Source organism: Leclercia sp. UBA5076 (genome assembly GCF_002416465.1).
In the GTDB taxonomy this organism is placed as follows: Bacteria; Pseudomonadota; Gammaproteobacteria; order Enterobacterales; family Enterobacteriaceae; genus Enterobacter.
Window position 1 is genome coordinate 1 of record NZ_DIAO01000010.1, and the last position, 26,078, is coordinate 26,078.

Annotated in this window: 22 protein-coding genes and 1 other RNA gene; 6 read left to right on the plus strand and 17 right to left on the minus strand. The window is 56.3% G+C overall.

Annotation, left to right across the window (positions count from 1 at the left end; translation table 11 throughout):
* Window positions 1–154 precede the first annotated feature (154 nt).
* A complete protein-coding gene (gene bglA / locus B3X29_RS10120) occupies window positions 155–1,588 on the plus strand; it encodes a 6-phospho-beta-glucosidase BglA (RefSeq protein WP_156655195.1) in 1,434 nt (477 codons plus the stop codon).
* 86 nt (window positions 1,589–1,674) lie between these two features.
* On the opposite strand, the gene B3X29_RS10125 is transcribed toward bglA, so the two are convergent.
* The 8 genes from B3X29_RS10125 to B3X29_RS10160 all read right to left on the minus strand — a co-directional run bounded on the left by B3X29_RS10125 (window position 1,675) and on the right by B3X29_RS10160 (window position 11,775).
* The gene (locus tag B3X29_RS10125; protein ID WP_103176880.1) at window positions 1,675–2,418 is read right to left on the minus strand and encodes an SDR family oxidoreductase; all 744 of its coding nucleotides are present in this window, start codon (window positions 2,416–2,418) and stop codon (window positions 1,675–1,677) included.
* Between the two features lie 69 nt (window positions 2,419–2,487).
* A complete protein-coding gene (gene gcvP, locus B3X29_RS10130; RefSeq protein ID WP_290531435.1) occupies window positions 2,488–5,361 on the minus strand; it encodes an aminomethyl-transferring glycine dehydrogenase in 2,874 nt (957 codons plus the stop codon).
* 174 nt (window positions 5,362–5,535) lie between these two features.
* The gene (gene gcvH, locus B3X29_RS10135; RefSeq protein WP_039029826.1) at window positions 5,536–5,925 is read right to left on the minus strand and encodes a glycine cleavage system protein GcvH; all 390 of its coding nucleotides are present in this window, start codon (window positions 5,923–5,925) and stop codon (window positions 5,536–5,538) included.
* Between the two features lie 23 nt (window positions 5,926–5,948).
* Window positions 5,949–7,043 carry a glycine cleavage system aminomethyltransferase GcvT gene (gene gcvT, locus B3X29_RS10140; protein WP_290531436.1) on the minus strand — a complete coding sequence of 365 codons (1,095 nt, stop codon included), beginning with the start codon at window positions 7,041–7,043 and terminating at the stop codon, window positions 5,949–5,951.
* Between the two features lie 428 nt (window positions 7,044–7,471).
* Complete coding sequence (ubiI, locus tag B3X29_RS10145; RefSeq protein WP_159339836.1) at window positions 7,472–8,674, minus strand: FAD-dependent 2-octaprenylphenol hydroxylase; 1,203 nt, start codon at window positions 8,672–8,674, stop codon at window positions 7,472–7,474.
* A gap of 12 nt (window positions 8,675–8,686) precedes the next feature.
* The gene (gene ubiH / locus B3X29_RS10150; protein ID WP_159339837.1) at window positions 8,687–9,865 is read right to left on the minus strand and encodes a 2-octaprenyl-6-methoxyphenyl hydroxylase; all 1,179 of its coding nucleotides are present in this window, start codon (window positions 9,863–9,865) and stop codon (window positions 8,687–8,689) included.
* Complete coding sequence (gene pepP, locus B3X29_RS10155; protein ID WP_103176886.1) at window positions 9,862–11,175, minus strand: Xaa-Pro aminopeptidase; 1,314 nt, start codon at window positions 11,173–11,175, stop codon at window positions 9,862–9,864. The genes ubiH and pepP overlap by 4 nt, the downstream gene beginning before the upstream one ends.
* A 21-nt stretch (window positions 11,176–11,196) precedes the next feature.
* Complete coding sequence (locus B3X29_RS10160) at window positions 11,197–11,775, minus strand: YecA family protein (protein WP_139156297.1); 579 nt, start codon at window positions 11,773–11,775, stop codon at window positions 11,197–11,199.
* A 167-nt stretch (window positions 11,776–11,942) separates the two neighbouring features.
* Between B3X29_RS10160 and zapA the strand changes: the two genes are divergently transcribed.
* The 3 genes from zapA (at window position 11,943) to B3X29_RS10175 (ending at window position 13,119) form a co-directional block, all read left to right on the plus strand.
* A complete protein-coding gene (gene zapA, locus B3X29_RS10165) occupies window positions 11,943–12,272 on the plus strand; it encodes a cell division protein ZapA (protein ID WP_039029820.1) in 330 nt (109 codons plus the stop codon).
* Between the two features lie 41 nt (window positions 12,273–12,313).
* Window positions 12,314–12,497: non-coding RNA, 6S RNA (gene ssrS / locus B3X29_RS10170), on the plus strand.
* Between the two features lie 25 nt (window positions 12,498–12,522).
* Entirely contained in the window at window positions 12,523–13,119 is a 597-nt protein-coding gene (locus tag B3X29_RS10175) for a 5-formyltetrahydrofolate cyclo-ligase (RefSeq protein ID WP_159339838.1), read from the plus strand.
* 100 nt (window positions 13,120–13,219) lie between these two features.
* On the opposite strand, the gene serA is transcribed toward B3X29_RS10175, so the two are convergent.
* The gene (gene serA, locus B3X29_RS10180) at window positions 13,220–14,452 is read right to left on the minus strand and encodes a phosphoglycerate dehydrogenase (protein ID WP_103176889.1); all 1,233 of its coding nucleotides are present in this window, start codon (window positions 14,450–14,452) and stop codon (window positions 13,220–13,222) included.
* A gap of 267 nt (window positions 14,453–14,719) precedes the next feature.
* A complete protein-coding gene (rpiA, locus tag B3X29_RS10185) occupies window positions 14,720–15,379 on the minus strand; it encodes a ribose-5-phosphate isomerase RpiA (protein WP_103180978.1) in 660 nt (219 codons plus the stop codon).
* Between the two features lie 150 nt (window positions 15,380–15,529).
* On the opposite strand from rpiA, the gene argP reads away from it, so the two are divergent.
* Window positions 15,530–16,423: a DNA-binding transcriptional regulator ArgP gene (gene argP, locus B3X29_RS10190; protein WP_103176891.1), complete on the plus strand. Its 894-nt coding sequence runs from the start codon at window positions 15,530–15,532 to the stop codon at window positions 16,421–16,423.
* A 60-nt stretch (window positions 16,424–16,483) separates the two neighbouring features.
* Here the strand turns inward: argP and B3X29_RS10195 are convergent, their stop codons facing one another.
* The 7 genes from B3X29_RS10195 to tkt form a co-directional block, all read right to left on the minus strand.
* Complete coding sequence (locus tag B3X29_RS10195) at window positions 16,484–17,236, minus strand: oxidative stress defense protein (RefSeq protein WP_409454965.1); 753 nt, start codon at window positions 17,234–17,236, stop codon at window positions 16,484–16,486.
* A 125-nt stretch (window positions 17,237–17,361) separates the two neighbouring features.
* Complete coding sequence (argO, locus tag B3X29_RS10200) at window positions 17,362–17,997, minus strand: arginine exporter ArgO (protein ID WP_103176893.1); 636 nt, start codon at window positions 17,995–17,997, stop codon at window positions 17,362–17,364.
* A gap of 140 nt (window positions 17,998–18,137) precedes the next feature.
* On the minus strand, window positions 18,138–18,995 hold the full coding sequence (locus B3X29_RS10205) for a small-conductance mechanosensitive channel MscS (protein WP_103176894.1): 858 nt from the start codon (window positions 18,993–18,995) through the stop codon (window positions 18,138–18,140).
* Between the two features lie 189 nt (window positions 18,996–19,184).
* Window positions 19,185–20,264: a class II fructose-bisphosphate aldolase gene (gene fbaA / locus B3X29_RS10210; protein WP_039029814.1), complete on the minus strand. Its 1,080-nt coding sequence runs from the start codon at window positions 20,262–20,264 to the stop codon at window positions 19,185–19,187.
* 89 nt (window positions 20,265–20,353) lie between these two features.
* A complete protein-coding gene (pgk, locus tag B3X29_RS10215; RefSeq protein ID WP_103176895.1) occupies window positions 20,354–21,517 on the minus strand; it encodes a phosphoglycerate kinase in 1,164 nt (387 codons plus the stop codon).
* Window positions 21,518–21,566: 49 nt separating this feature from the next.
* A complete protein-coding gene (gene epd / locus B3X29_RS10220) occupies window positions 21,567–22,586 on the minus strand; it encodes an erythrose-4-phosphate dehydrogenase (protein WP_159339840.1) in 1,020 nt (339 codons plus the stop codon).
* A 347-nt stretch (window positions 22,587–22,933) separates the two neighbouring features.
* Window positions 22,934–24,925: a transketolase gene (gene tkt / locus B3X29_RS10225; RefSeq protein ID WP_103176897.1), complete on the minus strand. Its 1,992-nt coding sequence runs from the start codon at window positions 24,923–24,925 to the stop codon at window positions 22,934–22,936.
* A gap of 279 nt (window positions 24,926–25,204) precedes the next feature.
* On the opposite strand from tkt, the gene B3X29_RS10230 reads away from it, so the two are divergent.
* Entirely contained in the window at window positions 25,205–25,963 is a 759-nt protein-coding gene (locus tag B3X29_RS10230) for a M48 family metallopeptidase (protein WP_159339841.1), read from the plus strand.
* Window positions 25,964–26,078 lie beyond the last annotated feature (115 nt).

Sequence of the window (26,078 nt, forward strand, 5' to 3'; positions counted from 1 at the left end):
CAATAAGTTGGAGTCATTACCGAAGAAATTAACGGAATAAAACACCCTGTTTTTTCGGTGTAACATATTACAACTCTCACGAATTGTTATATCGTGACATTTTATTCCCCTTTGTTAGACTCAAAAACAATAGCAATAAATGAGATTAGCAAAGATGAAAAAACTCACCTTACCAAAAGACTTTTTATGGGGCGGCGCGGTTGCGGCGCATCAGGTTGAAGGCGGCTGGAACAAAGGCGGCAAAGGCCCGAGCATTTGTGACGTGCTGACCGGCGGCGCGCATGGCGTACCGCGTGAAATCACCCAGGAGGTAGTTGACGGCAAATACTACCCTAACCACGAGGCCATCGACTTCCACGGTCACTATAAAGAAGATATCAAGCTGTTTGCCGAGATGGGCTTCAAATGCTTCCGCACCTCCATCGCCTGGACCCGTATTTTCCCGAAAGGTGACGAAACTCAGCCCAACGAAGAGGGGCTGAAGTTCTACGACGACATGTTCGATGAGCTGCTGAAATACAACATCGAGCCGGTCATCACCCTCTCCCACTTCGAAATGCCGCTGCACCTGGTGCAGGAGTACGGCGGCTGGACCAACCGTAAGGTGGTCGATTTCTTCGTCAACTTCGCCGAAGTGGTCTTTGAGCGCTACAAGAGCAAGGTCAAATACTGGATGACCTTCAACGAAATCAACAATCAGCGTAACTGGCGCGCGCCGCTGTTCGGCTACTGCTGCTCCGGGGTGGTCTATACCGAGCATCAGAATCCGGAAGAGACCATGTACCAGGTGCTGCATCACCAGTTCGTGGCCAGCGCCCTGGCGGTGAAAGCGGCCCGTCGCATCAACCCGGAGATGAAAGTCGGCTGCATGCTGGCAATGGTCGCGCTCTATCCTTACTCCTGCAAACCAGAAGATGTGATGTTTGCTCAGGAATCGATGCGTGAACGCTATGTCTTTACCGACGTGCAGTTGCGGGGTTACTACCCGTCCTACGTGCTGAATGAGTGGGAGCGCCGCGGTTTCACCATCAAGATGGAAGCGGGCGACGAGCAGATCCTGCGCGAAGGCACCTGTGATTATCTGGGCTTCAGCTATTACATGACCAACGCGGTGAAAGCGGAAGGCGGCACCGGCGATGCGATCTCCGGCTTTGAAGGCAGCGTGCCGAACCCGCACGTGAAAGCGTCCGACTGGGGCTGGCAGATTGACCCGGTGGGCCTGCGTTACTCCCTGTGCGAACTCTATGAGCGCTATCAGAAACCGCTGTTTATCGTGGAAAACGGCTTTGGCGCGTACGACAAAGTAGAAGAGGACGGCAGCATCAATGATGACTACCGCATCGACTATCTGCGCGCGCACGTGGAAGAGATGATGAAAGCGGTCACTTACGATGGTGTGGATCTGATGGGGTACACCCCGTGGGGCTGCATCGACTGCGTGTCGTTCACTACCGGCCAGTACAGCAAACGTTACGGCTTTATCTATGTGAACAAGCACGACGACGGCACCGGCGACATGTCCCGTTCGCGTAAGAAGAGCTTTGAGTGGTACAAAAAAGTGATCGCCAGCAACGGCGAGACGCTTTAATCCGGCATTGCCGGGCGGCGCTGCGCTTGCACCGGCCTGCGATCGATCCCCTCTCCCCTATGGGGAGAGGGTTAGGGTGAGGGGCCTTACTTCCCGCCCGCTAACTCAATAAAACTGCCCGTCACGTACGAGGCCTTCTCGCTCAGCAGCCAGACAATCGCCTGCGCCACCTCTTCCGGCTGGCCGCCGCGCTGCATCGGCAGCATCGACTTCACCCGATCCACCCGCCCCGGTTCACCGCCGGAGGCATGAATGTCGGTGTAAATCAGCCCCGGACGCACGCAGTTCACCCGGATGCCCTGGGCCGCCACTTCCAGCGATAGCCCGGTCGTCAGGGAGTCCACCGCCCCTTTCGATGCCGCGTAATCCACATACTCCCCCGGCGCGCCGAGTCGTGAGGCTGCTGAAGAGACATTCACGATCGCCCCGCCTTTACCGCCATGTTTCAGCGACATGCGTTTCACCGCTTCGCGGCAGCAGAGGAAATACCCGGTCACGTTGGTGGCCAGCACGCGGTTAATCCGCTCGGCGGAGAGGTTCTCAATGGTGCTCTGCTCGAAGAGAATCCCGGCGTTGTTGACCAGCGCGGCGAGGGGCTCCCCTTCGCGATCGAGGCTGTCGAACATCGCCATAACCTGCGCTTCGTCGCTGATATCCGCGCGCAGGGCAAAGGCTCTGCCGCCCTCTTCTGTAATCTGATTGATCACGTCGGTGGCGGCGCTGATGTTGTGGTGATAATTCACCGCCACGTTATAACCCACACGCGCCAGCTCAAGCGCCGTCGCTTTGCCAATCCCACGGCTGGCGCCGGTGACTAATGCGATTGCCATCTACAACCTCCGGATAAAAAAAAGCCGGGTGGCGCTGACGCTTACCCGGCCTACAGTATGACAGAAAGATTACTGGTATTCGCTCATCGGCACGCAGGAGCAGAACAGGTTACGGTCGCCGTAAACGTCATCAAGACGCTTCACGGTCGGCCAGTACTTGTTGGCTACGCCTGCCGGGAAGACCGCCAGTTCGCGGGTGTAACCGTGGTTCCACTCCTCTACCAGTTCGTTCTGGGTGTGCGGCGCGTTAACCAGCGGGTTATCTTCCAGGGTCCACTCACCGGCCTTCACGCGGTCGATTTCGCTGCGGATCGCCAGCATCGCATCGATAAAGCGGTCCAGCTCAACTTTGCTTTCGGACTCGGTTGGTTCAACCATCAGCGTACCCGCAACCGGGAACGACATGGTCGGGGCGTGGAAGCCGTAGTCGATCAGACGCTTGGCGATATCCAGCTCGCTGATACCGGTCTCTTCTTTCAGAGGACGAATATCGAGGATGCACTCGTGCGCCACGCGACCATCACGGCCGGTGTAGAGCACCGGATAGGCATCTTTCAGACGCGTCGCGATGTAGTTGGCATTCAGGATCGCCACCTGGCTGGCCTGCTTCAGCCCTTCTGCGCCCATCATGCGGATATACATCCAGCTGATTGGCAGAATAGAGGCGCTGCCGAACGGTGCCGCAGAGACCGCGCCCTGACGGGTGAGCATGCCTTCGATCTGCACCACGCTGTGGCCCGGAACAAACGGCGCCAGGTGCGCTTTCACACCGATCGGGCCCATGCCCGGGCCGCCGCCGCCGTGCGGAATGCAGAAGGTTTTGTGCAGGTTCAGGTGCGACACGTCCGCGCCGATAAAGCCTGGCGTGGTGATCCCCACCTGGGCGTTCATGTTGGCGCCATCGAGGTAAACCTGGCCGCCATACTGGTGCACAATTTCGCACACTTCGCGGATGGTCTCTTCATACACGCCGTGAGTGGACGGATAGGTGACCATGATGCAGGAGAGCTTATCGCCGGTCTGTTCCGCTTTCGCACGCAGATCGGCCAGGTCGATGTTGCCGTTTTTATCGCAGGCCACTACCACCACTTCCATCCCTGCCATCTGGGCCGATGCCGGGTTGGTGCCGTGGGCGGAGCTTGGGATCAGGCAGATATCACGATGCCCTTCGTTACGGCTCTCGTGATAATGGCGGATCGCCAGCAGACCTGCGTATTCACCCTGGGCGCCGGAGTTTGGCTGCATGCAGAGTGCGTCGTAGCCGGTCAGTTTCACCAGCCAGTCGGAGAGCTGGTTGATCATCTGGTGATACCCTTCCGCCTGATCGGCCGGGCAGAATGGGTGCAGTTCAGCGAATTCCGGCCAGGTGATTGGGATCATCTCGGCGGCGGCGTTCAGCTTCATGGTGCAGGAGCCCAGCGGGATCATCGCCTGATTCAGGGCCAGATCTTTGCGCTCCAGAGAGTGCATATAGCGCATCATCTCGGTTTCGCTGTGATAGCGGTTAAAGACCGGATGCGTCAGGATCGCGTCATCGCGCAGCATGCTCGCCTGAATGGAGCAACTGTCGTGCGCCACCTCTTTATCGAGCGTGTCCACATCCAGACCGTGGTCTTCACCCAGCAGGACGTTGAAGAGCACCTGCAGATCCTCACGGGTGGTGGTCTCATCCAGGGTGATGCTGACCGCATTCAGGATATCGCTGCGCAGGTTAATTTCTGCCGCCTCAGCGCGTGCCAGCACGGTCGCTTTGTCGGCCACGTCAACGCACAGGGTGTCGAAGAAGTGGGCGTGACGCAGTTTTTGACCTTTCTGCTGCAGGCCACAGGCGAGAATATCGGCCAGGCGATGAATGCGGCTGGCGATACGCTTCAGGCCAACCGGGCCATGATAGACCGCATAAAGGCTGGCGATGTTGGCCAGCAGTACCTGAGAGGTACAGATGTTGGAGTTCGCTTTCTCACGGCGGATATGCTGCTCGCGAGTCTGCATCGCCATGCGCAGGGCGGTATTGCCGGCGGCATCTTTCGATACGCCAATAATACGGCCTGGCATGGAGCGTTTGAATTCATCTTTGGCGGCGAAGAAGGCCGCGTGTGGACCGCCGTAGCCCATCGGTACGCCGAAGCGCTGCGCGGAGCCGAAAACGATGTCTGCGCCCTGTTTACCCGGGGCGGTTAACAGCACCAGCGCCATAAAATCGGCCGCCACGCTGACGACAATTTTACGCCCTTTCAGCTCGGCAATCAGTTTGGCGTAATCGTGCACTTCACCGGTGGTGCCAACCTGCTGCAACAGCACGCCGAACACATCCTGGTGATCCAGCACTTTATCGGCATCATCAACAATCACTTCAAAGCCAAAGGTCTCAGCACGGGTACGTACCACGTCGAGGGTTTGCGGATGCACGTCGGCTGCGACGAAGAAGCGGTTTGCGCCCTTCAGTTTGCTGACGCGTTTTGCCATCGCCATCGCTTCTGCGGCGGCAGTGGCTTCATCCAGCAGCGAGGCGGAGGCGATATCCAGACCGGTCAGATCCAGCGTCACCTGCTGGAAGTTGAGCAGCGCTTCCAGACGGCCCTGAGAGACTTCCGGCTGATAAGGGGTGTACGCGGTGTACCAGCCCGGGTTTTCCAGCATGTTACGCAGGATCACCGGCGGTAACTGCACGTTGGTGTAACCCATGCCAATGTAAGACTTAAAGCGCTTGTTCAGGCTGGCAATGCCCTTCAGTTCCGCCAGTGCGGCATATTCAGTGGTTGATTCCCCCACCTGCGGCGGCGTGTCGAGCTGAATATCCTTTGGCACAATCTGGCCGATCAAGGCGTTGAGCGAATCCGCGCCAACCGTCTTCAGCATCTCCTGCTGTTGCTGAGCATCCGGCCCAATGTGACGTTCGATGAAGGCGCCACGGTTTTCAAGCTGGCTTAAAGTCTGTGTCATGAGCGATGGTTCCTGAAACGTGCAGTGAATCGTATTTGGAATTTAACTGAATACGCTAAATCATTCGCGTTGCAGGAAGGCGGCGACGCAGCGAATCCCCGGGAGCTTACTCAGGTAAGTGACCGGGGTGAGCGAGGAAGCCAACGCGCCTGCAACGTGAAGGATGAGGCGTATTTATTCGTCTTCGAGTAGAGCTTCGTACGCGGTGGCATCCAGCAGGGCGGCAACTTCCGCTTCATCGCTGGCTTTAATTTTGAAGATCCAGCCTTCGCCGTAAGGCTCGCTGTTGACCAGCTCCGGGGAGTCGCTCAGGGCGTCGTTAACCGCCACGATTTCGCCGCCGACCGGGGCATAGATGTCTGAAGCTGCTTTTACCGATTCCGCCACCGCACAGTCGTCGCCCGCGGTCACGGTCGCGCCCACTTCCGGCAGATCCACAAAGACCATGTCACCTAACAGCTCCTGAGCATGTTCGGTGATCCCAACGGTATAGGTGCCGTCGGCTTCTTTGCGCAGCCACTCGTGTTCTTTGCTGTATTTCAGTTCTGCTGGCACATTGCTCATTGAATTTCTCCTGATAAAAATAATTAGGCGACCGGTTTACCGGCGCGAACAAAAATCGGTTTGGTCACGCGGACCGGCATTTCGCGGTTGCGGATCTGCACCACGGCCGTCTCGCCAATGCCCGCCGGCACACGCGCCAGCGCAATACTGTAACCCAGCGTCGGGGAGAAGGTGCCGCTGGTGATAATGCCTTCGCAGTGGTTGCCATTGGCATCGGTGAAACGTACCGGCAGTTCACCGCGCAGGACGCCTTTCTCGGTCATCACCAGGCCAACCAGCTGTTCGGTGCCCTTCTCACGCTGCTGTTCCAGCACTTCACGACCGATAAAGTCGCGATCGGCCGGTTCCCAGGCTATGGTCCAGCCCATGTTGGCCGCCAGCGGAGAGACCCCTTCGTCCATCTCCTGGCCATATAAATTCATACCAGCTTCCAGACGCAGCGTATCGCGCGCGCCCAGACCCGCCGACTTAACGCCCGCTTCCACCAGCGCACGCCAGAAATCGGCCGCTTTTTCGTTCGGCATGGCAATTTCATAGCCCGCTTCACCGGTGTAGCCGGTGGTCGCCACAAAGAGATCGCCCGCCTGCACGCCAAAGAACGGCTTCATGCCTTCGGTGGCTTTACGCTGTTCTTCGTTAAACAGGGAGGCGGCTTTCGCCTGGGCATTTGGCCCCTGCACCGCAATCAGCGACAGGTCGTCACGCACGGTGATGTCGATGCCGTAAGGTTCAGCGTGTTGGGTGATCCAGGAGAGGTCTTTTTCGCGGGTGGCGGAGTTTACAACGAGGCGGAAGAAATCTTCAGAGAGGTAATAGACAATCAGGTCGTCAATAACGCCGCCGGAGGCATTCAGCATGCCGCTATAGAGCGCTTTACCCGGCGTCTTCAGTTTGGCGACGTCGTTTGCCAGCAGATAGCGTAAAAACTCCCGGGTGCGGCTGCCGTGCAGATCGACAATGGTCATGTGAGAGACGTCGAACATACCGGCATCGGTGCGCACCGCATGATGCTCATCAATCTGCGAACCATAATGCAGCGGCATCATCCAGCCATGGAAATCGACCATGCGTGCACCGCATAAGGTGTGTTGTTCATACAAAGGCGTCTGTTGAGCCATCTTATCCTCGTTGAATGAGCTGGGCTGTCTTGCGTTTCATGGCGAAAAATTCACCACGAAACCCGGCATCGGCATCGCTCCCGGACACCGACGCAAACGTTCTCTTTCCTCAGAACTTACCACCGAAAACGGTGGTTAACCATAAGGCAAAATGGGTCATCACATTAGCTTATGGTCAAAAAAGCCAGCAAAGCGTACAGAGTTATTCACTATAAAAATGCGAATCGTTCCGCACAAAAGCAAAGTCGATAAGATGGGATTTAGCACAGGCTGATATTTACTGCGGAAAAATGCGCGAAATTTCCGTAACATAAAAATAGCCAGATTAGTTAATCTAATGCGAAAAAGGCGGTGAAATTAGATTATTTCAAACGAGGGAGATCCCCCGGCCTGCAGGCCGGGAGAATAAAGTGTGATGGAGTTCTAAATTAGCGTAGCCAGTCCGGCAGGTCGTTAAGTCCCATCGCCTGACGCAGAAGTTGTGGTTTAACGCCCGGGAGGGTGTCAGCCAGTTTCAGACCGAGATCGCGCAGCAGTTTTTTCGCCGGATTGGCACCGGCAAAGAGTTCGCGGAAGCCCTGCATCCCCGCCAGCATCATTGCCGCGCTGTGCTTACGGCTACGCTCGTACCGGCGCAGGTAAAGATGCTGACCAATATCTTTGCCCTCACGATGGAGGCGGCGCAGTTCATTCACCAGCTCGGCGGCATCCATAAAGCCCAGGTTTACCCCCTGCCCGGCCAGCGGATGAATGGTGTGCGCCGCGTCGCCCACCAGCGCCAGGCGATGCGCCGCGAACTGGCGCGCATAACGACCGGTTAACGGGAATACCTGACGCTCGCTTTCGACAGTGCAGAGCCCCAGCCGGTTATCAAAGGCCACGCACAGGGCCTGATTAAACGCTTCGGCTGATGCCTCCTGCATCTGCTGCGCCTTCTCAGGGGAAAGCGACCAGACGATGGAGCAGAGATGCGGATCGCTGAGCGGCAAAAAGGCCAGAATGCCGTCGTTATGGAAGATCTGCCGGGCCACCGCCTGGTGCGGTTCCGCGGTGCGAATAGTGGCGACCAGGGCATGATGGCGGTAGTCCCAGTACGTCAGGGGAATGTCGGCTTTGTTGCGCAACCAGGAGTTGGCACCATCGGCCCCGACCACCAGACGCGCAGTCAGCATGTCGCCGCTTTGCAGGGTAATAAAGGCATCGTTTTCACCCCAGGCCACCTGCTGCAGTTGTGCCGGGGCAATCAGCGTAACGTCGCTGCACTGCTGCGCTTTCTGCCACAAGGCATGATGGATCACCGCGTTTTCGATGATATGGCCGAGATGGCTGTAGCCCATGCTCTCATCATCAAAGGCGATATGCCCGAAGCTGTCTTTATCCCACACTTCCATGCCGTGATAGCAGCTGGCGCGCTGGGCGATAATCTCTGACCAGACGCCAACGCGGGTCAGCAGCTTTTCACTGGCGGCGTTGATCGCCGAAACGCGTAGCTCAGGCGGCGCATCGGGAGCGACAGGCTGCGGCTGTTTCTGTTCCAGCACCGCCACGCGCAGACCGCTCCCCTGCAGACCGCAGGCCAGCGCCAGTCCTACCATTCCGCCACCGACAATGGCGACATCAACATTCTGCACTTTGTTTACTCCTTAGCGAGCGACCCAACCAAGCGTCCTCTGTGCCAGCACATCGCGTGCCGGAATGAATAGTTCCATCGCCATTAACCCGGCGTTACGCCCCACGACCAGCGGCGCCCAGCGATTGGCAAACAGATGCACCAGCCCGTCGGTTACGCCGATCGTCGCCGCTTTATCTGCCTGGCGACGCTTCTGGTAGTGGCATAACACCGGATATGCCCCGCAATCCTGCTGTTGCGCAAATGCCTCGGCCAGGGTTTCGGCAAGGGTCATGACATCGCGCAGCCCGAGGTTAAAGCCCTGTCCGGCGATGGGATGTAATGTCTGTGCTGCATTGCCCACCAGCGCGACGCGATGGGAGACAGATTGCGACGCCGTAGTTAAGGCCAGGGGATAGAACGAACGCTTGCCCGCATGGGTGATCCGCCCCAGCCGCCAGCCAAAGGCTTTTTGCAGTTCGGTGCAGAAGCGTTCATCAGACCAGCTCTGCACATCGTCCGCACTCTCCAGCGGATGGCACCAGACCAGCGAGCTGCGCCCCTGCGACATCGGCAACATGGCCAGCGGGCCATGTTGGGTAAAACGTTCAAAAGCGCGACCACGGTGTGGCTCGGCGGTGGCGACGTTGGCAATCACCGCCAGCTGATGATAGGGCTGCTGTTGCCACTGGATCCCGCACTGCTGGCCGAGCGCCGAACGGGAGCCGTCGGCAGCCACCAGCAGTTGTCCGTCAAGGGTGGTGCCGTCATCGAGGGTGACGCTCACCGCCGCTTCGCTGCGGGTAAAATGCTCCACGCGCGCCGGGCAATGCAGCGTCACGCCAGGGGCCTCCTTTAGCAGACGGAACAGGCGCAGACCCACGTCGTGCAGTTCAACCACCTGCCCCAGCGCATCAATGCGGTAATCCTGCGCCTCAAGGGTGACAAACCCGGCGTGGCCCCGGTCGCTGACATGAACGGTTTCGATGGCCGTGGCACAATCGGCAATCGCCTGCCAGATGCCGCTACGCGCGAGCTGCTGGCAGGTGCCCTGCGCCAGGGCGATAGCGCGTCCGTCAAAACCCGGATGGCCCGTTGACTGCGGGGCAACGGCTTCGATCAGATGGATCGGCAGCTTACCCTGGGTCAGGGAAGAGAGGGTCAGCGCCAGCGTTGCCCCCGTCATGCCTCCGCCAACGATGATGATGCTCATGCGCGCGCCGCCGCCATCAGCGCCTCGATCTCATCGGCATTTTTCACCACCGACGCGGTGAGGTTTTCGTTGCCGGTTTCGGTGATAACGATGTCGTCTTCGATGCGAATGCCGATACCGCGATACTCCGCAGGCACATCGGCATCCGGTGCGATATAGAGCCCCGGCTCAACGGTCAGCACCATGCCAGGCTCCAGCACGCGCGAACGCTCCGGGCCATACGCTCCCACATCATGCACATCCAGCCCCAGCCAGTGGCTCAGGCCATGCATAAAGAAGGGACGGTGCGCACTCTCAGCAACCAGCTGATCGACATCGCCCTGCAGGATACCCAGATCCACCAGCCCGCTGACCATGATGCGCACCACTTCACCGGTCACTTCCTGAATGGAGGTGCCAGGGCGGAACAGCATCAGCGCCGTATCCAGCGAGTGCAGAACAATGTCGTAAATCGCGCGCTGGGCTGGGGTAAATTTACCGTTCACCGGGAAGGTGCGGGTGATATCCCCGGCATAGCCTTTAAATTCACATCCGGCATCAATCAGCACCAGATCGCCATCCCGCAGTTCGGACTCGTTTTCGGTGTAGTGAAGAATGCAGCCATTTTCACCGCCGCCCACAATGGTGTTGTAGGCCGGATAGCGCGCGCCGTGGCGGGAAAATTCATGATGAATTTCCCCTTCAAGCTGATATTCGAACATTCCCGGACGACACTTTTCCATCGCCCGGGTATGAGCCAGCGCGCTGATTTCACCCGCGCGACGCATTACCTCCAGCTCTTCAGCCGATTTAAACAGGCGCAGTTCATGCACAACGGGACGCCAGTCGGTGATCGTTGCGGGCGCTTTCAGATTTTGCCGGGCGCCTTTGCGCAGCTTATCCAGCGCGGCAAAGAGAATCTCGTCGGCATACGCGTATTCGCCCTGGGCGTGGTAAACCACATCCAGGCCATTGAGCAGCTGGTAGAGCTGATCGTTGATTTCGCTGAACGCCAGGGCGCGATCCACGCCCAGCTTTTCCGGCGCGGCCTGCTGTCCCAGCCGACGGCCAAACCAAATTTCGGCGGTGAGATCCCGAACGCGGTTAAACAGCACGCTGTGGTTGTGGGTGTCATCACTTTTAATCAGCACCAGTACCGACTCCGGCTCGTTGAAGCCGGTGAAGTACCAGAAATCACTGCTCTGGCGATACGGATACTCGCTATCGTTACTGCGCGTGGCCTCCGGTGCGGCAAATATCAGCGCGGCGCTTCCCGGCTGCATCGTAGCCAGCAGCGCCTGACGGCGACGAAGGTACTCTTGCTGAGTCATGACACCCTCCAGTAGTTGTTATTAGTGTAAGGTTGGTTTGCGCACTTCCGGCGCAGTGGGCTGAGTCCGCGTAAAGGTATCGTGGCAGAGCAACGACGCGACGCGCACATACTCAATGATCTCTTCGAGGGACATTTCCAGCTCTTCCTGGTCCTCTTCCTCGTCGTAGCCCAGCTGTGCAATGTTGCGCAGATCGTCGATCGCTTCTCCGGCTTCGCCCGTCACCTTTTCAAGTTTAGGCTGCGTTACGCCCAACCCCAACAGGTAATGGTTAACCCACCCGGCCAGCGCATCGGCGCGATCGAACACGCTGACGTCGTCGCCATCAGGCAGATAAAGCTGAAAAAGGAAGCCGTCATCTTCCAGCGCATCGCTGATTGCGCCATGCATACTGCGCAACGCCTGGGCCAGATCGTGGCCAAACGCCAGACCTTCGTTCGTCAGGTCGTGAACCAGCGGCAGCCATGAGCTGTCGTTGTTTCCACCACACAGCATCCCGCTGATCAGACCGTGCATTTCAGCAGGTGTTAAACCCACGCCCTGCTGGTTCAGTAACTGGCTAACGTCGTTGTAGCCAGGCATTTCGTTCTGTATAGACATGCGCATTCGTCATCATTGGGAGGAATATTCATGGTATGCTACCACTTTGGACCCTGGTGAACCAGAATAGGGCTTGTATCTGCGCACCAGGGTAGCTATAGTGTCGCCCCTTCGCAGCCCCCGGAATCGGGTGTGAAGGCAGCGCAGTCAAACAGCAGGAAGGTGGCATGTCTGCACAACCCGTCGATATCCAAATTTTTGGCCGTTCGCTGCGAGTGAATTGTCCGCCTGAACAAAGGGATGCTTTGAATCAGGCTGCGGATGATTTGAATCAGCGGTTGCAAGATTTAAAAGAACGCACTAGAGTCACAAATACTGAGCAGCTGGTTTTCATCGCCGCGTTGAACATCAGTTATGAATTGACTCAGGAAAAAGCGAAGACCCGCGAATACGCGGCGAGCATGGAACAACGCATTAAAATGCTCCAGCAGACCATTGAACAGGCATTGCTTGATCAGGGTCGCATTACTGACAGACCGGGGCAAAACTTTGAATAACACTTCATGGTCTACTATGGTAGAGTGACCCTGAAGGAAAAATTTCTCTGAGATGTTCGCATGCGGGCCAGTCCCCTGAGCCGATATTTCATACCACAAGAATGTGGCGCTCCATGGTTGGTGAGCATGCTCGGTTCGTCCGAGAAGCCTTAAAATCATGACGACACATTCACCTTGAACCAAGGGTTCAAGGGTTACAGCCTGCGGCGGCATCTCGGAGATTCCCTCACCTTTCTACCCAGCGACTACCATGACGCAACTTCCTGAAGTTCCTGCCACACGTCAACAAATTCGTCAGTTTATTCGTCAGCAACGCAGAGCCCTAACGCCTGAACAGCAAGCCCATTTCGCGCAGCAAGCCGCGGCCCGCATGATGGCGTATCCGCCTATGGTCATGGCGCACACGGTGGCCCTGTTCCTCTCCTTTGACGGTGAACTGGATACCCAGCCGCTTATCGATGAACTCTGGCGCAGCGGGAAGAAAGTCTATCTGCCGGTACTCCACCCTTTTAGCCCGGGTCATCTCCTGTTTCTGCACTATCACCCTCACAGCGAACTGGTGGTGAATCGTCTGAAAATCACCGAGCCGAAACTGGACGTGCGCGACGTATTGCCGCTGGATCAGCTGGATGTGCTGGTGACGCCGCTGGTGGCGTTTGATGAGAGCGGCCAGCGCTTAGGCATGGGCGGGGGTTTTTACGATCGCACCCTGCAAAACTGGCAGCAGTACGGTTTACATCCCGTGGGCTATGCGCATGATTGTCAGGGCGTTGAAGCGTTACCGGTGGAGAAGTGGGATATCCCGCTGCCTGCGGTGGTGACGCCATCCAGAATTTGGCAGTGGTGAAAAAAGCCGGGTGGCGGCGTCGCCTTACCCGGCCTACACGGAACATTCAAATTTTGTAGGTCGGGTAAGCGAAGCGCCACCCGACAAAACAAAACGCAGATTAGTAAAGCAGACGCGCGCGAATCGTGCCCGGAATGGCCTTCATCCCCTGCAGCGCTTTCTCTGCAACATCTTCATCTGCTTCGATATCGATAACCACATAACCCATCTGCGCGTTAGTTTGCAGATACTGTGCGGCAATGTTGACCCCCTGCTCGGCGAAGATCTGGTTAATGGCCGTCAGCACGCCCGGACGGTTTTCATGGATATGCAGCAGACGGCGACCGCCGTGCAGCGGCAGAGAGACTTCCGGGAAGTTGACCGCAGAGAGGGTGGAACCGTTGTCGGAGTATTTGCTCAGCTTACCGGCCACTTCAAGACCGATATTTTCCTGCGCTTCCTGCGTGGAGCCGCCAATGTGCGGGGTCAGGATCACGTTGTCGAACTCGCACAGCGGAGAGGTAAACGGATCGCTGTTGGTCGCCGGCTCGGTCGGGAAGACGTCAATGGCCGCCCCCGCCAGATGTTTGCTTTTCAGGGCGTCGCACAGGGCAGGAATATCCACCACCGTACCACGCGCGGCGTTGATCAGCAGCGAGCCCGGCTTCATCAGCGCCAGCTCTTCCGCACCCATCATGTTTTTGGTAGAGGCGTTTTCCGGCACGTGCAGGCTCACCACGTCGCTCATGTTGAGCAGATCGGAGAGATGCTGAACCTGAGTAGCGTTACCCAGCGGCAGTTTGCTTTCAATGTCGTAGAAGAAGACGTGCATCCCGAGCGATTCAGCGAGAATGCCCAGCTGTGTACCGATGTGGCCGTAACCGATAATCCCCAGCTTCTTACCACGCGCTTCAAAAGAGCCTGAGGCCAGCTTATTCCAGATCCCGCGGTGCGCTTTGGCGTTGGCTTCAGGGATGCCGCGCAGCAGCAGCAGGAGTTCGCCGATAACCAGCTCCGCCACGGAACGGGTGTTGGAGAATGGCGCGTTGAATACCGGAATCCCGCGCTTCGCGGCAGCATCAAGATCGACCTGGTTGGTGCCGATACAGAAGCAGCCAATCGCCACCAGTTTTTCTGCCGCGGCAATAACCTCTTCGGTCAGGTGGGTACGGGATCGCAGGCCAATGAAGTGGGCATCACGGATCGACTCTTTCAGCTGTTCGGTATCCAGTGCACCTTTGTGAAATTCGATGTTGGTGTAACCCGCCGCACGAAGGCTATCCAGTGCTTTCTGATGCACCCCTTCGACCAGCAGAAATTTAATCTTGTCTTTCTCCAGTGATACCTTTGCCATTTCCCCGACCCTGTCTGATTGTCTGAACTGTTGTTGTGCTGGATTGAAATCCACTCCCGCCAACATATCAAAAAAAACTATTGCAGCAATATGAACGTTTGCGTCGGCACTCTGAAGAAATGTCATACAGCCGCAATTGGCAGTGAATTATTCTGTGGAGCAGGAGGAAAGCGGCAGGATCGTCAGGAGAGGATTATAAATGTGACACAAGTCACCAAATATCGCTTTTGCAAAAATAATTAGCGGGGGGACGCTCCCCCCGTCAGATCATTTCACGATGGTTTTAACGCCCTCGGCGGTGCCAATCAGCGCGACATCCGCGCCACGGTTGGCGAATAACCCTACGGTTACTACGCCTGGCAGGCCATTAATGGCGTTTTCCAGCGCCACGGCGTCGAGGATCTCCAGACCGTGCACATCCAGAATCACGTTACCATTGTCCGTCACCACGCCCTGACGGTATTCCGGGCGTCCGCCCAGCTTGACCAGCTCACGGGCGACCGCGCTACGCGCCATGGGGATCACTTCAACCGGCAGCGGGAATTTGCCAAGGATATCCACCTGCTTCGAGGCATCGGCGATACAGATGAACTTGTCCGCAACAGAGGCGATGATTTTTTCACGCGTCAGCGCCGCGCCGCCGCCCTTGATCATCTGCATATGGCCGTTGATTTCATCCGCGCCATCAACGTAGATTCCCAGGCGGTCGACTTCATTCAGATCGAAAACGGTAATGCCCAGGCTTTTCAGCTTTTCCGTGGATGCATCGGAGCTGGAAACCGCGCCCTCGATCTGCCCTTTCATCGTGCCGAGCGCATCAATAAAGTGTGCTGCCGTTGACCCTGTGCCCACGCCGACAATGGTACCCGGCTGTACATACTGGAGAGCGGCCCATCCTACTGCTTTTTTCAGTTCATCCTGCGTCATGATCTCTTGCCCGTAGTGATTTTGCGTGACGCGCATTATAGAGCATTCACCTGCGCCATGTGATCTGCAAGGTCACCAATTTCGTCTGTATCAAACATAAATTTATGTCATAGTGCGAAGTATTGAATTATTTGGGAGTCAGCCAGAGCAATGAAACGTCCGGACTACAGAACATTACAGGCCCTTGATGCCGTTATACGTGAACGCGGATTCGAACGCGCAGCACAGAAGCTGTGCATTACCCAGTCCGCCGTTTCGCAACGGATCAAACAGCTTGAGAATATGTTCGGGCAGCCGCTGCTGGTCCGTACCGTGCCGCCACGTCCCACCGAACAGGGGCAAAAGCTGCTGGCGCTGCTGCGTCAGGTTGAGCTGCTGGAAGATGAGTGGCTGGGTGACGAACAGACCGGCTCCACGCCGCTGCTCCTCTCCCTGGCGGTCAACGCCGACAGTCTGGCAACCTGGCTGCTGCCCGCGCTGGCGCCGGTGCTGGCCGATTCGCCTATCCGGCTGAATTTGCAGGTGGAAGACGAAACCCGTACCCAGGAGCGTCTGCGTCGCGGTGAAGTGGTGGGCGCGGTCAGTATCCAGCCTCAGGCGCTGCCAAGCTGCCTGGTGGATCAACTGGGGGCACTGGATTATCTCTTCGTCGGCTCCAAAGCGTTTGCTGAACGTTACTTCCCGAATGGCGTCACCCGCGCGGCGCTGCTTAAAGCGCCTGCCGTGGCGTTTGACCATCTCGATGATATGCATCAGGCGTTTTTACAGCAGAACTTCGATCTGCCGCCCGGCAGCGTACCCTGCCATATCGTTAACTCATCAGAGGCCTTCGTGCAGCTGGCGCGTCAGGGCACAACCTGCTGCATGATCCCGCATCTGCAGATCGAGAAAGAGCTGCAGAGCGGTGAGCTGATCGACCTGACGCCAGGCCTGCACCAGCGCCGCATGCTCTACTGGCACCGCTTCGCCCCGGAAAGCCGGATGATGCGCAACGTCACCGATGCACTGCTGGCCCACGGCCATAAGGTCCTGCGCCAGGACTAATAAAAAAGCCGGGTCGCGTTAACGCTCACCCGGCTTTTTATTGCTGCTAAAGCACAACCATTACGGGGCTTTTGTCGCCGTATCCGGCTGCTGCGCTTGCTGCTGCACCTGCGGAGTCTGCTGGCTCTGCTGCTGACCCTGTGCTGGCTCCAGCTGGAACACCACATCAACCTGATCGTCGAACTGAATCGTTGGCTGTTCGTAGGTATCCTGCGCGGAGACCGGCGCCGCTTCCGCTTTCATCATGCGCACCATCGGGCTCGGCTGGTAGTTAGAGACGTGGTAACGCACGCTGTAGACCGGACCCAGTTTGCTGTTGAAGCCAGACGCCAGCTGCTGCGCCTGACGCACGGCATCATCAATCGCCGCTTTACGCGCTTCGTCTTTATATTTCTCAGGTTGCGCAACACCCAGTGAGACTGAACGGATCTCATTCAGACCCGCTTTCAGCGCGCCATCCAGCAGGGCGTTAAGTTTATCGAGCTGACGCACCGTCACTTCCACGGAGCGCACCGCGCGGTAACCTTTCAGGATGCTTTTGCCATCCTTATAGTCATAATCCGGCTGGGTACGCAGGTTGGCAGAGTTGATATCTTTTTTACCCACGCCGTTCTGCTCCAGGAAAGAGAGATATTGCGCAACGCGGTCGTCTGCCTGTTTCTTGGCGGTGGCAGCATCTTTGGCCGCCACGTTCACTTCAATGGCTAAGGTCGCAATATCCGGTGCCGCATCCACGCTTGCGGTGCCGGAGGTCACAATGTGCGGGCTCTCAGGCAGTTCACTGGCCTGAACGGATGCTGCGCCAAAACCCATTAATGCCGCCAGGGCAATTGCATTCAACTTCACTTTAATTCCTCCATGTTGCGAAGAGTGCCCAGGTAACAGGGCGCATGCCAGCAAGCTTAGCGACTGCTGGCCGAATGTCCATAAGACAACGCTTAGTTGAATAGTTCACGAATGTGATGAATTCCCTCTTTCGCCAGCTGAAAAGCAATAAACCACATCACCACGCCGACCAGGCCGTTAATAATGCGCTGAGCTTTGGCGGTGCGCAGACGGGGTGCCAGCCATGCAGCGAGCAGCGCCAGACCAAAGAACCAGAGGAAGGAAGCGCTGACGGTACCCAGCGCGAACCAGCGTCTCGGCTCGACATCCAGCTGCCCGCCCAGACTGCCCAGCACCACAAACGTATCCAGATAAACGTGCGGATTAAGCCAGGTTACCGCCAGCATGGTGACGATAATTTTCCAGCGCCCCTGCTTCATGACTTCAGCGCTGGCCAGCTCAATATTGCTGCCCAGCGCCGTTTTCAGGGCGCCAAAACCATACCAGAGCAGAAACGCGACGCCGCCCCAGGTGACCAGCGCCAGCAGCCAGGGAGACTGCATCAGTAGCGCGCTACCGCCAAAAATCCCGGCACAAATCAGTAGCATATCGCTTAGTGCACACAGCAGCGCGATCATGATGTGATATTGGCGTCGAATACCCTGATTCATGACGAAGGCGTTTTGCGGGCCGAGAGGCAGGATCATCGCCGCGCCAATCATAAGCCCCTGAAAATAAAAAGAGAACATGAACACTAATCTCAAAAATGTGACTTAAGGGCTGACTATACTGCGGGAGAATAATAAGAGGAAATGGATAATATTAATTGGCAATTAGTGAAGCTAATGTAACCCGGTACGCATTGCGCGCACCAGGTTACGATGAAACGTTATTCCGCCGGTTCTTTCACCCGCTTGAAGTTCACGTCCATCTGCGGATATGGGAAGCTGATGCCGTTAGCATCAAAGTCGCGCTTGATGCGCTCCAGTACGTCCCAGTAAACGCTTTGCAGATCGCTACTTTTGCTCCAGACGCGCACCACAAAGTTGATCGATGAAGCGCCCAGTTCGTTCAGACGCACGGTCATGTCGCGATCCTTCAGAATGCGTTCATCAGACTCGATAATGTTGGTGAGCAACTGCTTCACTTTGTCGATATCCGAGTCGTACGCTACGCCAATAATGAACTCATTACGACGCTCAGGTTCACGAGAGAAGTTGATGATGTTATTAGCGATAATCTTACCGTTCGGGATCACCACGATACGCCCGTCAACGGTGCGCAAGGTTGTCGAGAAGATCTGCACCTGCAGCACGGTTCCGGCCACGCCGCCCAGATCCACATATTCGCCCGAGCGGAACGGACGGAAGGTGACCAGCAGCACCCCGGCGGCCAGGTTCGACAGCGAGCCCTGTAATGCCAGGCCAATAGCCAGACCGGCGGCACCGAGTACGGCGATTACCGACGCGGTCTGTACCCCTACACGCCCAAGCGCCGCGATCAGGGTAAAAGCGATGATGCCGTAGCGCACCAGCGCAGAGAGAAAGTCTGCTACCGTGGCATCAATATGGCGCGCCCGCATCACGCGGTTGACCGCATTAGAAATGATGCGCGCAACAATCATACCGATGATGATAATGGCGATGGCCGCCACAATGTTTACCGCGTAACTCAACAGCAACGCCTGATTACGCACCAGCCAGGAGCCCGCGTTATTGATGCTATCTACAACACCGAGATCTTCCATTTATCTTTCCTTATGCACATAAAACACAAATCCGCCCCATGCGGAGAGGAGCAAGTGTGTAGAGGGTAAACAAAAAGTCCGCAATATGCCAAGCAGATCACATAAAACAGCCACTATAGCCAGTTGAAAAGACATAAAAAAAGCCCGCGATTAACGCGGGCTTTTGATGCTTGCTGTCAGCAGCTTAAATTACAGAACGTCAACCGCGTTCAGCTCTTTGAACGCCTGCTCCAGACGCGTCACCATAGAGGTCTGGGCTGCACGCAGCCATACGCGTGGATCGTAGTATTTCTTGTTCGGCTGGTCTTCGCCTTTCGGGTTGCCCAGCTGGCCCTGCAGGTAAGCTTCGTTAGTTTTGTAGTACTGCAGAATACCGTCCCAGGTTGCCCATTGGGTGTCGGTATCGATGTTCATTTTGATAACACCGTAGCTAACGGAATCTTTGATTTCCTGAGCAGAAGAACCGGAACCGCCGTGGAAGACGAAGTTCAGGCTGTTGTGCGGCAGGTTGTGTTTCTTGGAAACGTACTCCTGAGAATCACGCAGGATGGTTGGGGTCAGAACCACGTTACCTGGCTTGTACACACCGTGTACGTTACCGAAGGAAGCCGCGATGGTGAAACGTGGGCTGATTTTGCTCAGCTCGGTGTAAGCGTAATCAACGTCTTCTGGCTGAGTGTACAGAGCAGAAGCGTCCATGTGGCTGTTGTCCACGCCATCTTCTTCGCCACCGGTGCAACCCAGTTCGATTTCCAGGGTCATGTCCATTTTGGCCATGCGAGCCAGGTATTTGGAGCAGATCTCAATGTTCTCTTCCAGAGACTCTTCAGACAGGTCGATCATGTGAGAAGAGAACAGTGGCTTACCGGTTGCAGCGAAGTGTTTTTCGCCCGCGTCCAGCAGACCGTCGATCCACGGCAGCAGTTTCTTCGCGCAGTGGTCAGTGTGCAGGATTACTGGAACGCCGTAGTGTTCAGCCATCTGGTGAACGTGATGTGCGCCAGAGATTGCGCCCAGGATTGCCGCGCCCTGAGGAACGTCAGTTTTCACGCCTTTACCTGCGATAAACGCAGCACCGCCGTTAGAGAACTGAACGATTACCGGCGCTTTAACTTTTGCTGCAGCTTCCAGTACGGCGTTGATAGAGTCGGTACCGACGCAGTTAACCGCTGGCAGCGCAAAGTTGTTTTCTTTAGCTACCTGGAACACTTTCTGAACGTCATCACCAGTGATCACGCCAGGTTTTACGAAATCAAAAATTTTAGACATGTTGCGAGTCCTGTATCTTCGGCCTTGGAAAGGGGCGAGCTCTTAAAAGCGCGCTGAAAATTGGGCAGGTTTCCCTGCCCTAAAATGGCTTACTTCTTAGCGCGCTCTTCGAGCATGGCTACTGCTGGCAGAACTTTGCCTTCCACGAATTCGAGGAATGCGCCGCCGCCAGTGGAGATGTAGGAGATCTTGTCGGAAATACCGAACAGATCGATGGCTGCCAGGGTGTCACCGCCGCCAGCAATGGAGAATGCGTCGCTGTCTGCAATCGCGTTAGCCACGATTTCAGTACCTTTACGGAAGTTCGGGAATTCGAACACGCCAACCGGACCGTTCCACAGAATGGTTTTTGCATTCTTCAGGATTTCAGCCAGTTTCTCTGCAGAGGCGTCGCCCAGGTCCAGAATCTGCTCTTCATTTTTGATGTCAGAAACAGATTTCAGCTCTGCGGTTGCGGTTTCAGAGAACTCGGTCGCGACGCGAACGTCAGTTGGAACCGGGATATCGCAGGTGCTCAGCAGGCGTTTCGCTTCGTCAACCAGGTCTGCTTCGTACAGGGATTTACCCACGTTATGGCCCTGGGCAGCAACGAAGGTGTTAGCGATACCACCGCCAACGATCAGCTGGTCAGCGATTTTGGACAGGGAGTCCAGAACGGTCAGTTTGGTGGAAACTTTAGAACCACCAACGATAGCAACCATCGGACGAGCAGGTTCTTTCAGCGCTTTACCCAGCGCATCCAGCTCAGCGGCCAGCAGAGGACCTGCACAAGCGACGTCGGCGAATTTACCGATACCGTGTGTAGAAGCCTGGGCACGGTGAGCGGTACCGAAGGCGTCCATCACGAATACGTCGCACAGTGCAGCGTATTTTTTGGACAGGGTTTCGTCGTCTTTCTTCTCGCCTTTGTTGAAGCGAACGTTTTCCAGAACAACCAGTTCACCTTCAGCAACTTCCACGCCGTCCAGGTAGTCTTTAACCAGACGTACCGGGCTGGACAGTTTGTCTTTCAGGTAATTAACAACCGGCAGCAGAGAGAATTCTTCGTTGTACTCGCCTTCGGTCGGACGACCCAGGTGGGAGGTTACCATCACTTTTGCGCCCTGCTTCAGTGCCAGTTCGATGGTTGGCAGAGAGGCACGGATACGCGCGTCGCTGGTCACTTTACCCTCTTTAACCGGTACGTTCAGATCCGCACGGATGAAAACGCGTTTACCTGCCAGATCCAGATCGGTCATCTTAATTACAGACATGGTGAATCCTCTCGTTGATTCTTAAAGTTTTGCAGACGCAATACGCGTCTTACCTGAAACCTTGTGCGGCCATGGCTAACGTGGTGTCGAGCATCCTGTTAGCAAAGCCCCATTCGTTATCACACCAGACCAGCGTCTTGATCAGGTGCGCTCCACTCACGCGCGTTTGGGTGCCATCTACAATGGCGCTGTGCGGATCGTGGTTAAAATCTACTGAGACCAACGGTAATTCCGTATAGTCAACTATACCATGAAATGCTTGCTGTGCCGCCTTTTGCAGCAACAGGTTGACCTCAAAGGCTTTTACCGGTTTTTTAACGGTAACGCTGAGGTCGATCGCCGTCACGTTGATGGTAGGTACGCGGACCGCGATAGCTTCAAAACGATCTTCAAACTGCGGAAAAATTCGGGTTATACCGGCCGCCAGTTTGGTGTCCACCGGGATAATCGACTGACTCGCCGCGCGAGTGCGTCGCAGGTCCGGGTGGTAAGCGTCAATGACCTGCTGATCGTGCATGGCTGAGTGGATCGTGGTAACCGTACCCGACTCAATGCCGTAGGCATCGTCCAGCAGCTTGATGACCGGAATAATACAGTTGGTAGTACAGGAGGCATTGGAGACAATTCGGTGTTCTGCGTGCAACTCGTGATGGTTGACGCCGTAAACCACCGTGGCATCGAGATCGTTACTGCCAGGATGTGAAAAGAGCACTTTCTTTGCGCCAGCCGCCAGATGGGCTTCGCCGTGTTCGCGGTTGCCGTAGACGCCGGTACAATCGAGAACCACATCGACACCCAGTTCACGCCAGGGTAATGCTTCGATCGTCCGCTCATGAAGCACACGGATCACGTCATCACCGACAAGCAGCTGCTCTCTCTCCTGACGAACGTCCCAGGCAAAGCGTCCATGGCTGGTGTCATATTTAAATAAATGCGCCATGCCTGCGGCATCCGCCAGTTCATTGATGGCCACCACGGTAATTTCCGCCCGGCGTCCGGATTCATATAAAGCACGAACCACGTTACGTCCGATGCGACCGAAACCATTAATCGCTACGCGTACGGTCATAAGTCTCCTGCAAAGCTTTCCCTGACACGAGGTGGCTGACAGAGTAATGCAGCAACGCGCTGAGGGGAATCCTTGCCTGTCACAAACTCCAACTGATTGGTCATTTGTCGAACATTTAATCGACTGAAACGCTTCAGCCAGAATAAGCGAAACACGGAATAAAGGGAATGACTGTCCAGACCAATAAGCCAGCTATATGACACACATCACATTTTAAGTGGAATAATTTACAGAGGTATTACATCTTTGAGGAATAACATGCACAAAAAAGCCGGGTGACGCTTACGCCTGCCCGGCCTGAATATTTGTAGGCCCGGCAAGCTACGCGCCGCCGGGCACAACCATGATTACAGCAGTTCTTTCGCTTTCGCGACCACGTTCTCAACGGTGAAGCCGAACTCTTCGAACAGCTGCTCAGCTGGCGCAGACTCACCGAAGGTGGTCATGCCAACGATAGCGCCGTTCAGGCCCACGTATTTGAACCAGTAGTCAGCGATACCCGCTTCGATTGCCACTCGGGCAGAAACGGCTTTCGGCAGTACAGATTCACGGTAAGCCGCGTCCTGCTTGTCGAAGGCATCGGTAGACGGCATGGAGACCACGCGCGCTTTCACGCCTTCGCCTGCCAGCTGATCCCAGGCGGCAACAGCCAGTTCAACTTCAGAACCAGTTGCGATGAAGATCACCTGCGGCTGACCGTCGCAGTCTTTCAGCACGTAACCACCGCGGGCGATGTTCGCCAGCTGCTCTTCGGTACGATCCTGCTGAGCCAGGTTCTGACGGGAGAGGATCAGCGCGGTTGGGCCGTCCTGACGCTCAACGCCATATTTCCACGCTACCGCCGATTCAACCTGGTCACATGGACGCCATGTGGACATGTTCGGGGTCACGCGCAGGGAAGCAACCTGCTCAACCGGCTGGTGGGTCGGGCCATCTTCGCCCAGACCGATAGAGTCGTGGGTGTAGACCATCACCTGACGCTGTTTCATCAGCGCAGCCATACGCACCGCGTTACGGGCATATTCCACGAACATCAGGAAGGTGGAGGTGTACGGCAGGAAACCACCGTGCAGGGAGATACCGTTGGCAATCGCGGTCATACCGAACTCACGAACACCGTAATGGATGTAGTTACCGGCAGTATCTTCGTTGATGGCTTTAGAGCCAGACCAGATAGTCAGGTTTGATGGTGCCAGGTCAGCGGAGCCGCCGAGGAACTCTGGCAGCAGCGGGCCGAAGGCTTCGATCGCATTCTGGGAGGCTTTACGGCTGGCGATTTTAGCCGGGTTAGCCTGCAGCTTAGCGATGAACTCGTTCGCTTTGGCGTCGAAGTCTGCTGGCATGTCACCTTTCATACGACGGGTGAACTCTGCCGCTTCCTGTGGGAAGGCTTTAGCGTAGGCGGCGAATTTCTCGTTCCATGCCGCTTCTTTCGCCTGACCAGCTTCTTTGGCATCCCACTGCGCATAAATTTCAGACGGGATTTCAAACGCAGCGTGTTTCCAGCCCAGCGCTTCACGGGTCAGGGCGATCTCTGCGTCACCCAGCGGTGCGCCGTGGGAGTCGTGCGTACCGGCTTTGTTCGGAGAACCGAAACCGATGATGGTTTTGCACATCAGCAGGGACGGTTTGTCAGTCACTGCGCGCGCTTCTTCTACTGCACGTTTAATCGCTTCAGCATCGTGACCGTCAACGCCACGCACCACGTGCCAGCCGTAGGCTTCGAAACGTGCTGCGGTGTCGTCAGTGAACCAGCCTTCAATGTGGCCGTCGATGGAGATGCCGTTGTCGTCATAGAACGCAACCAGTTTGCCCAGTTTTAGGGTGCCTGCCAGGGAGCACACTTCGTGAGAAATGCCTTCCATCATGCAGCCATCACCCAGGAATGCATAGGTGAAGTGGTCGACGATGTCATGACCCGGACGGTTGAACTGCGCCGCCAGCGTCTTCTCGGCAATCGCCATACCCACGGCGTTAGCAATACCCTGACCCAGCGGACCGGTAGTGGTTTCAACACCTGCGGTGTAACCCACTTCCGGGTGACCCGGGGTTTTGGAGTGCAGCTGACGGAAGTTTTTCAGCTCTTCGATTGGCAGGTCATAACCGGTGAGGTGCAGCAGGCTGTAGATCAGCATGGAGCCGTGGCCGTTAGACAGCACGAAGCGGTCGCGGTCAGCCCAGGCTGGGTTCTGCGGATTGTGGTTCAGGAAATCACGCCACAGCACTTCGGCAATGTCAGCCATACCCATAGGTGCACCCGGGTGACCGGACTTAGCTTTTTGTACAGCATCCATGCTCAGCGCACGAATAGCATTGGCAAGCTCTTTACGTGAGGACATTTTGACTCCAGATCGGATGTTGAAGGCCATGCCCGTTTCGGCTTGACGACAGCGCGTTTTGGGCTACGCCAGAAAAAAGTGCCAACAATGTAACCCAAGCGACAAAGCATGTACATGGACCATTCTTTTGCCGCTTAAGAAATCTCTGGAACAGGCTCGCACGTTGCGCAATCTTCTCGCTCGCCTTCGTTTATATTCTTTATAATTGGAGCTGCACCCTCCTCCGGGGCGGCAAAACTTTCAGAATTTATCAAGTTTAACGAGTACGGAAGCAACATAATGAAAATGCGTGCAGTAGTGCTGGCTCTGGGAACGACCCTTCTTCTTAGCGGGTGTCAGAATATGAATTCTGGTGGCCTACTGAGCTCCGGAGCAGAGGCGTTTCAGGCCTACTCCCTCACCGATGCCCAGGTGAAAACATTAAGCGATGAGGCCTGTAAAGAGATGGACGGTAAAGCGACCATCGCATCGGCAGACAGCACTTACGCTCAGCGTCTGAATAAGATTGCTTCAGCACTTGGCGACAACATTAACGGCCAGCCGGTGAACTACAAGGTTTACATGGCGAAAGACGTTAACGCCTTTGCGATGGCTAACGGCTGCATCCGCGTCTACAGCGGATTAATGGATATGATGAACGACAATGAAGTCGAAGCGGTTATCGGCCATGAAATGGGCCACGTTGCCCTCGGCCATGTGAAGAAAGGGATGCAGGTTGCCCTCGGCACGAACGCCGTTCGCGTGGCGGCGGCCTCTGCGGGTGGTATTGTAGGTAGCCTTTCCCAGTCGCAGCTCGGCGATCTCGGTGAAAAACTGGTTAACTCCCAGTTCTCTCAGCGTCAGGAATCTGAGGCCGATGACTACTCTTACGATCTGTTGCGCAAACGTGGGATTAACCCATCAGGTTTAGCCACCAGCTTCGAAAAACTGGCTCAACAGGAAGCGGGCCGCCAAAGCTCCATGTTTGACGACCACCCTGCCTCCGCAGCGCGTGCGCAGCACATCCGCGATCGCATGGCGGCAGACGGGATTAAATAATGTACCGGGGAGGCGCCCGCGTCTCCTTTGAAAAGCCGGGTGGCGGCTTCGCCTTACCCGGCCTGCTTTGTGCGTAAACGTAGGCCCGGTAAGCGCAGCGCTACCGGGCACACAG

What these genes read in the sequence shown, in the direction of transcription:
- tkt (WP_103176897.1), bottom strand. Translation starts at nt 24,925, where the DNA reads ATGTCCTCACGTAAAGAGCTTGCCAATGCTATTCGTGCGCTGAGCATG.
- rpiA (WP_103180978.1), bottom strand. Translation starts at nt 15,379, where the DNA reads ATGACGCAGGATGAACTGAAAAAAGCAGTAGGATGGGCCGCTCTCCAG.
- argO (WP_103176893.1), bottom strand. Translation starts at nt 17,997, where the DNA reads ATGTTCTCTTTTTATTTTCAGGGGCTTATGATTGGCGCGGCGATGATC.
- pgk (WP_103176895.1), bottom strand. Translation starts at nt 21,517, where the DNA reads ATGTCTGTAATTAAGATGACCGATCTGGATCTGGCAGGTAAACGCGTT.
- argP (WP_103176891.1), top strand. Translation starts at nt 15,530, where the DNA reads ATGAAACGTCCGGACTACAGAACATTACAGGCCCTTGATGCCGTTATA.
- B3X29_RS10125 (WP_103176880.1), bottom strand. Translation starts at nt 2,418, where the DNA reads ATGGCAATCGCATTAGTCACCGGCGCCAGCCGTGGGATTGGCAAAGCG.
- pepP (WP_103176886.1), bottom strand. Translation starts at nt 11,175, where the DNA reads ATGACTCAGCAAGAGTACCTTCGTCGCCGTCAGGCGCTGCTGGCTACG.
- gcvT (WP_290531436.1), bottom strand. Translation starts at nt 7,043, where the DNA reads ATGGCTCAACAGACGCCTTTGTATGAACAACACACCTTATGCGGTGCA.
- B3X29_RS10230 (WP_159339841.1), top strand. Translation starts at nt 25,205, where the DNA reads ATGAAAATGCGTGCAGTAGTGCTGGCTCTGGGAACGACCCTTCTTCTT.
- B3X29_RS10175 (WP_159339838.1), top strand. Translation starts at nt 12,523, where the DNA reads ATGACGCAACTTCCTGAAGTTCCTGCCACACGTCAACAAATTCGTCAG.
- serA (WP_103176889.1), bottom strand. Translation starts at nt 14,452, where the DNA reads ATGGCAAAGGTATCACTGGAGAAAGACAAGATTAAATTTCTGCTGGTC.
- B3X29_RS10160 (WP_139156297.1), bottom strand. Translation starts at nt 11,775, where the DNA reads ATGTCTATACAGAACGAAATGCCTGGCTACAACGACGTTAGCCAGTTA.
- gcvH (WP_039029826.1), bottom strand. Translation starts at nt 5,925, where the DNA reads ATGAGCAATGTGCCAGCAGAACTGAAATACAGCAAAGAACACGAGTGG.
- B3X29_RS10195 (WP_409454965.1), bottom strand. Translation starts at nt 17,236, where the DNA reads ATGGGTTTTGGCGCAGCATCCGTTCAGGCCAGTGAACTGCCTGAGAGC.
- zapA (WP_039029820.1), top strand. Translation starts at nt 11,943, where the DNA reads ATGTCTGCACAACCCGTCGATATCCAAATTTTTGGCCGTTCGCTGCGA.
- bglA (WP_156655195.1), top strand. Translation starts at nt 155, where the DNA reads ATGAAAAAACTCACCTTACCAAAAGACTTTTTATGGGGCGGCGCGGTT.
- B3X29_RS10205 (WP_103176894.1), bottom strand. Translation starts at nt 18,995, where the DNA reads ATGGAAGATCTCGGTGTTGTAGATAGCATCAATAACGCGGGCTCCTGG.
- epd (WP_159339840.1), bottom strand. Translation starts at nt 22,586, where the DNA reads ATGACCGTACGCGTAGCGATTAATGGTTTCGGTCGCATCGGACGTAAC.
- ubiH (WP_159339837.1), bottom strand. Translation starts at nt 9,865, where the DNA reads ATGAGCATCATCATCGTTGGCGGAGGCATGACGGGGGCAACGCTGGCG.
- gcvP (WP_290531435.1), bottom strand. Translation starts at nt 5,361, where the DNA reads ATGACACAGACTTTAAGCCAGCTTGAAAACCGTGGCGCCTTCATCGAA.
- fbaA (WP_039029814.1), bottom strand. Translation starts at nt 20,264, where the DNA reads ATGTCTAAAATTTTTGATTTCGTAAAACCTGGCGTGATCACTGGTGAT.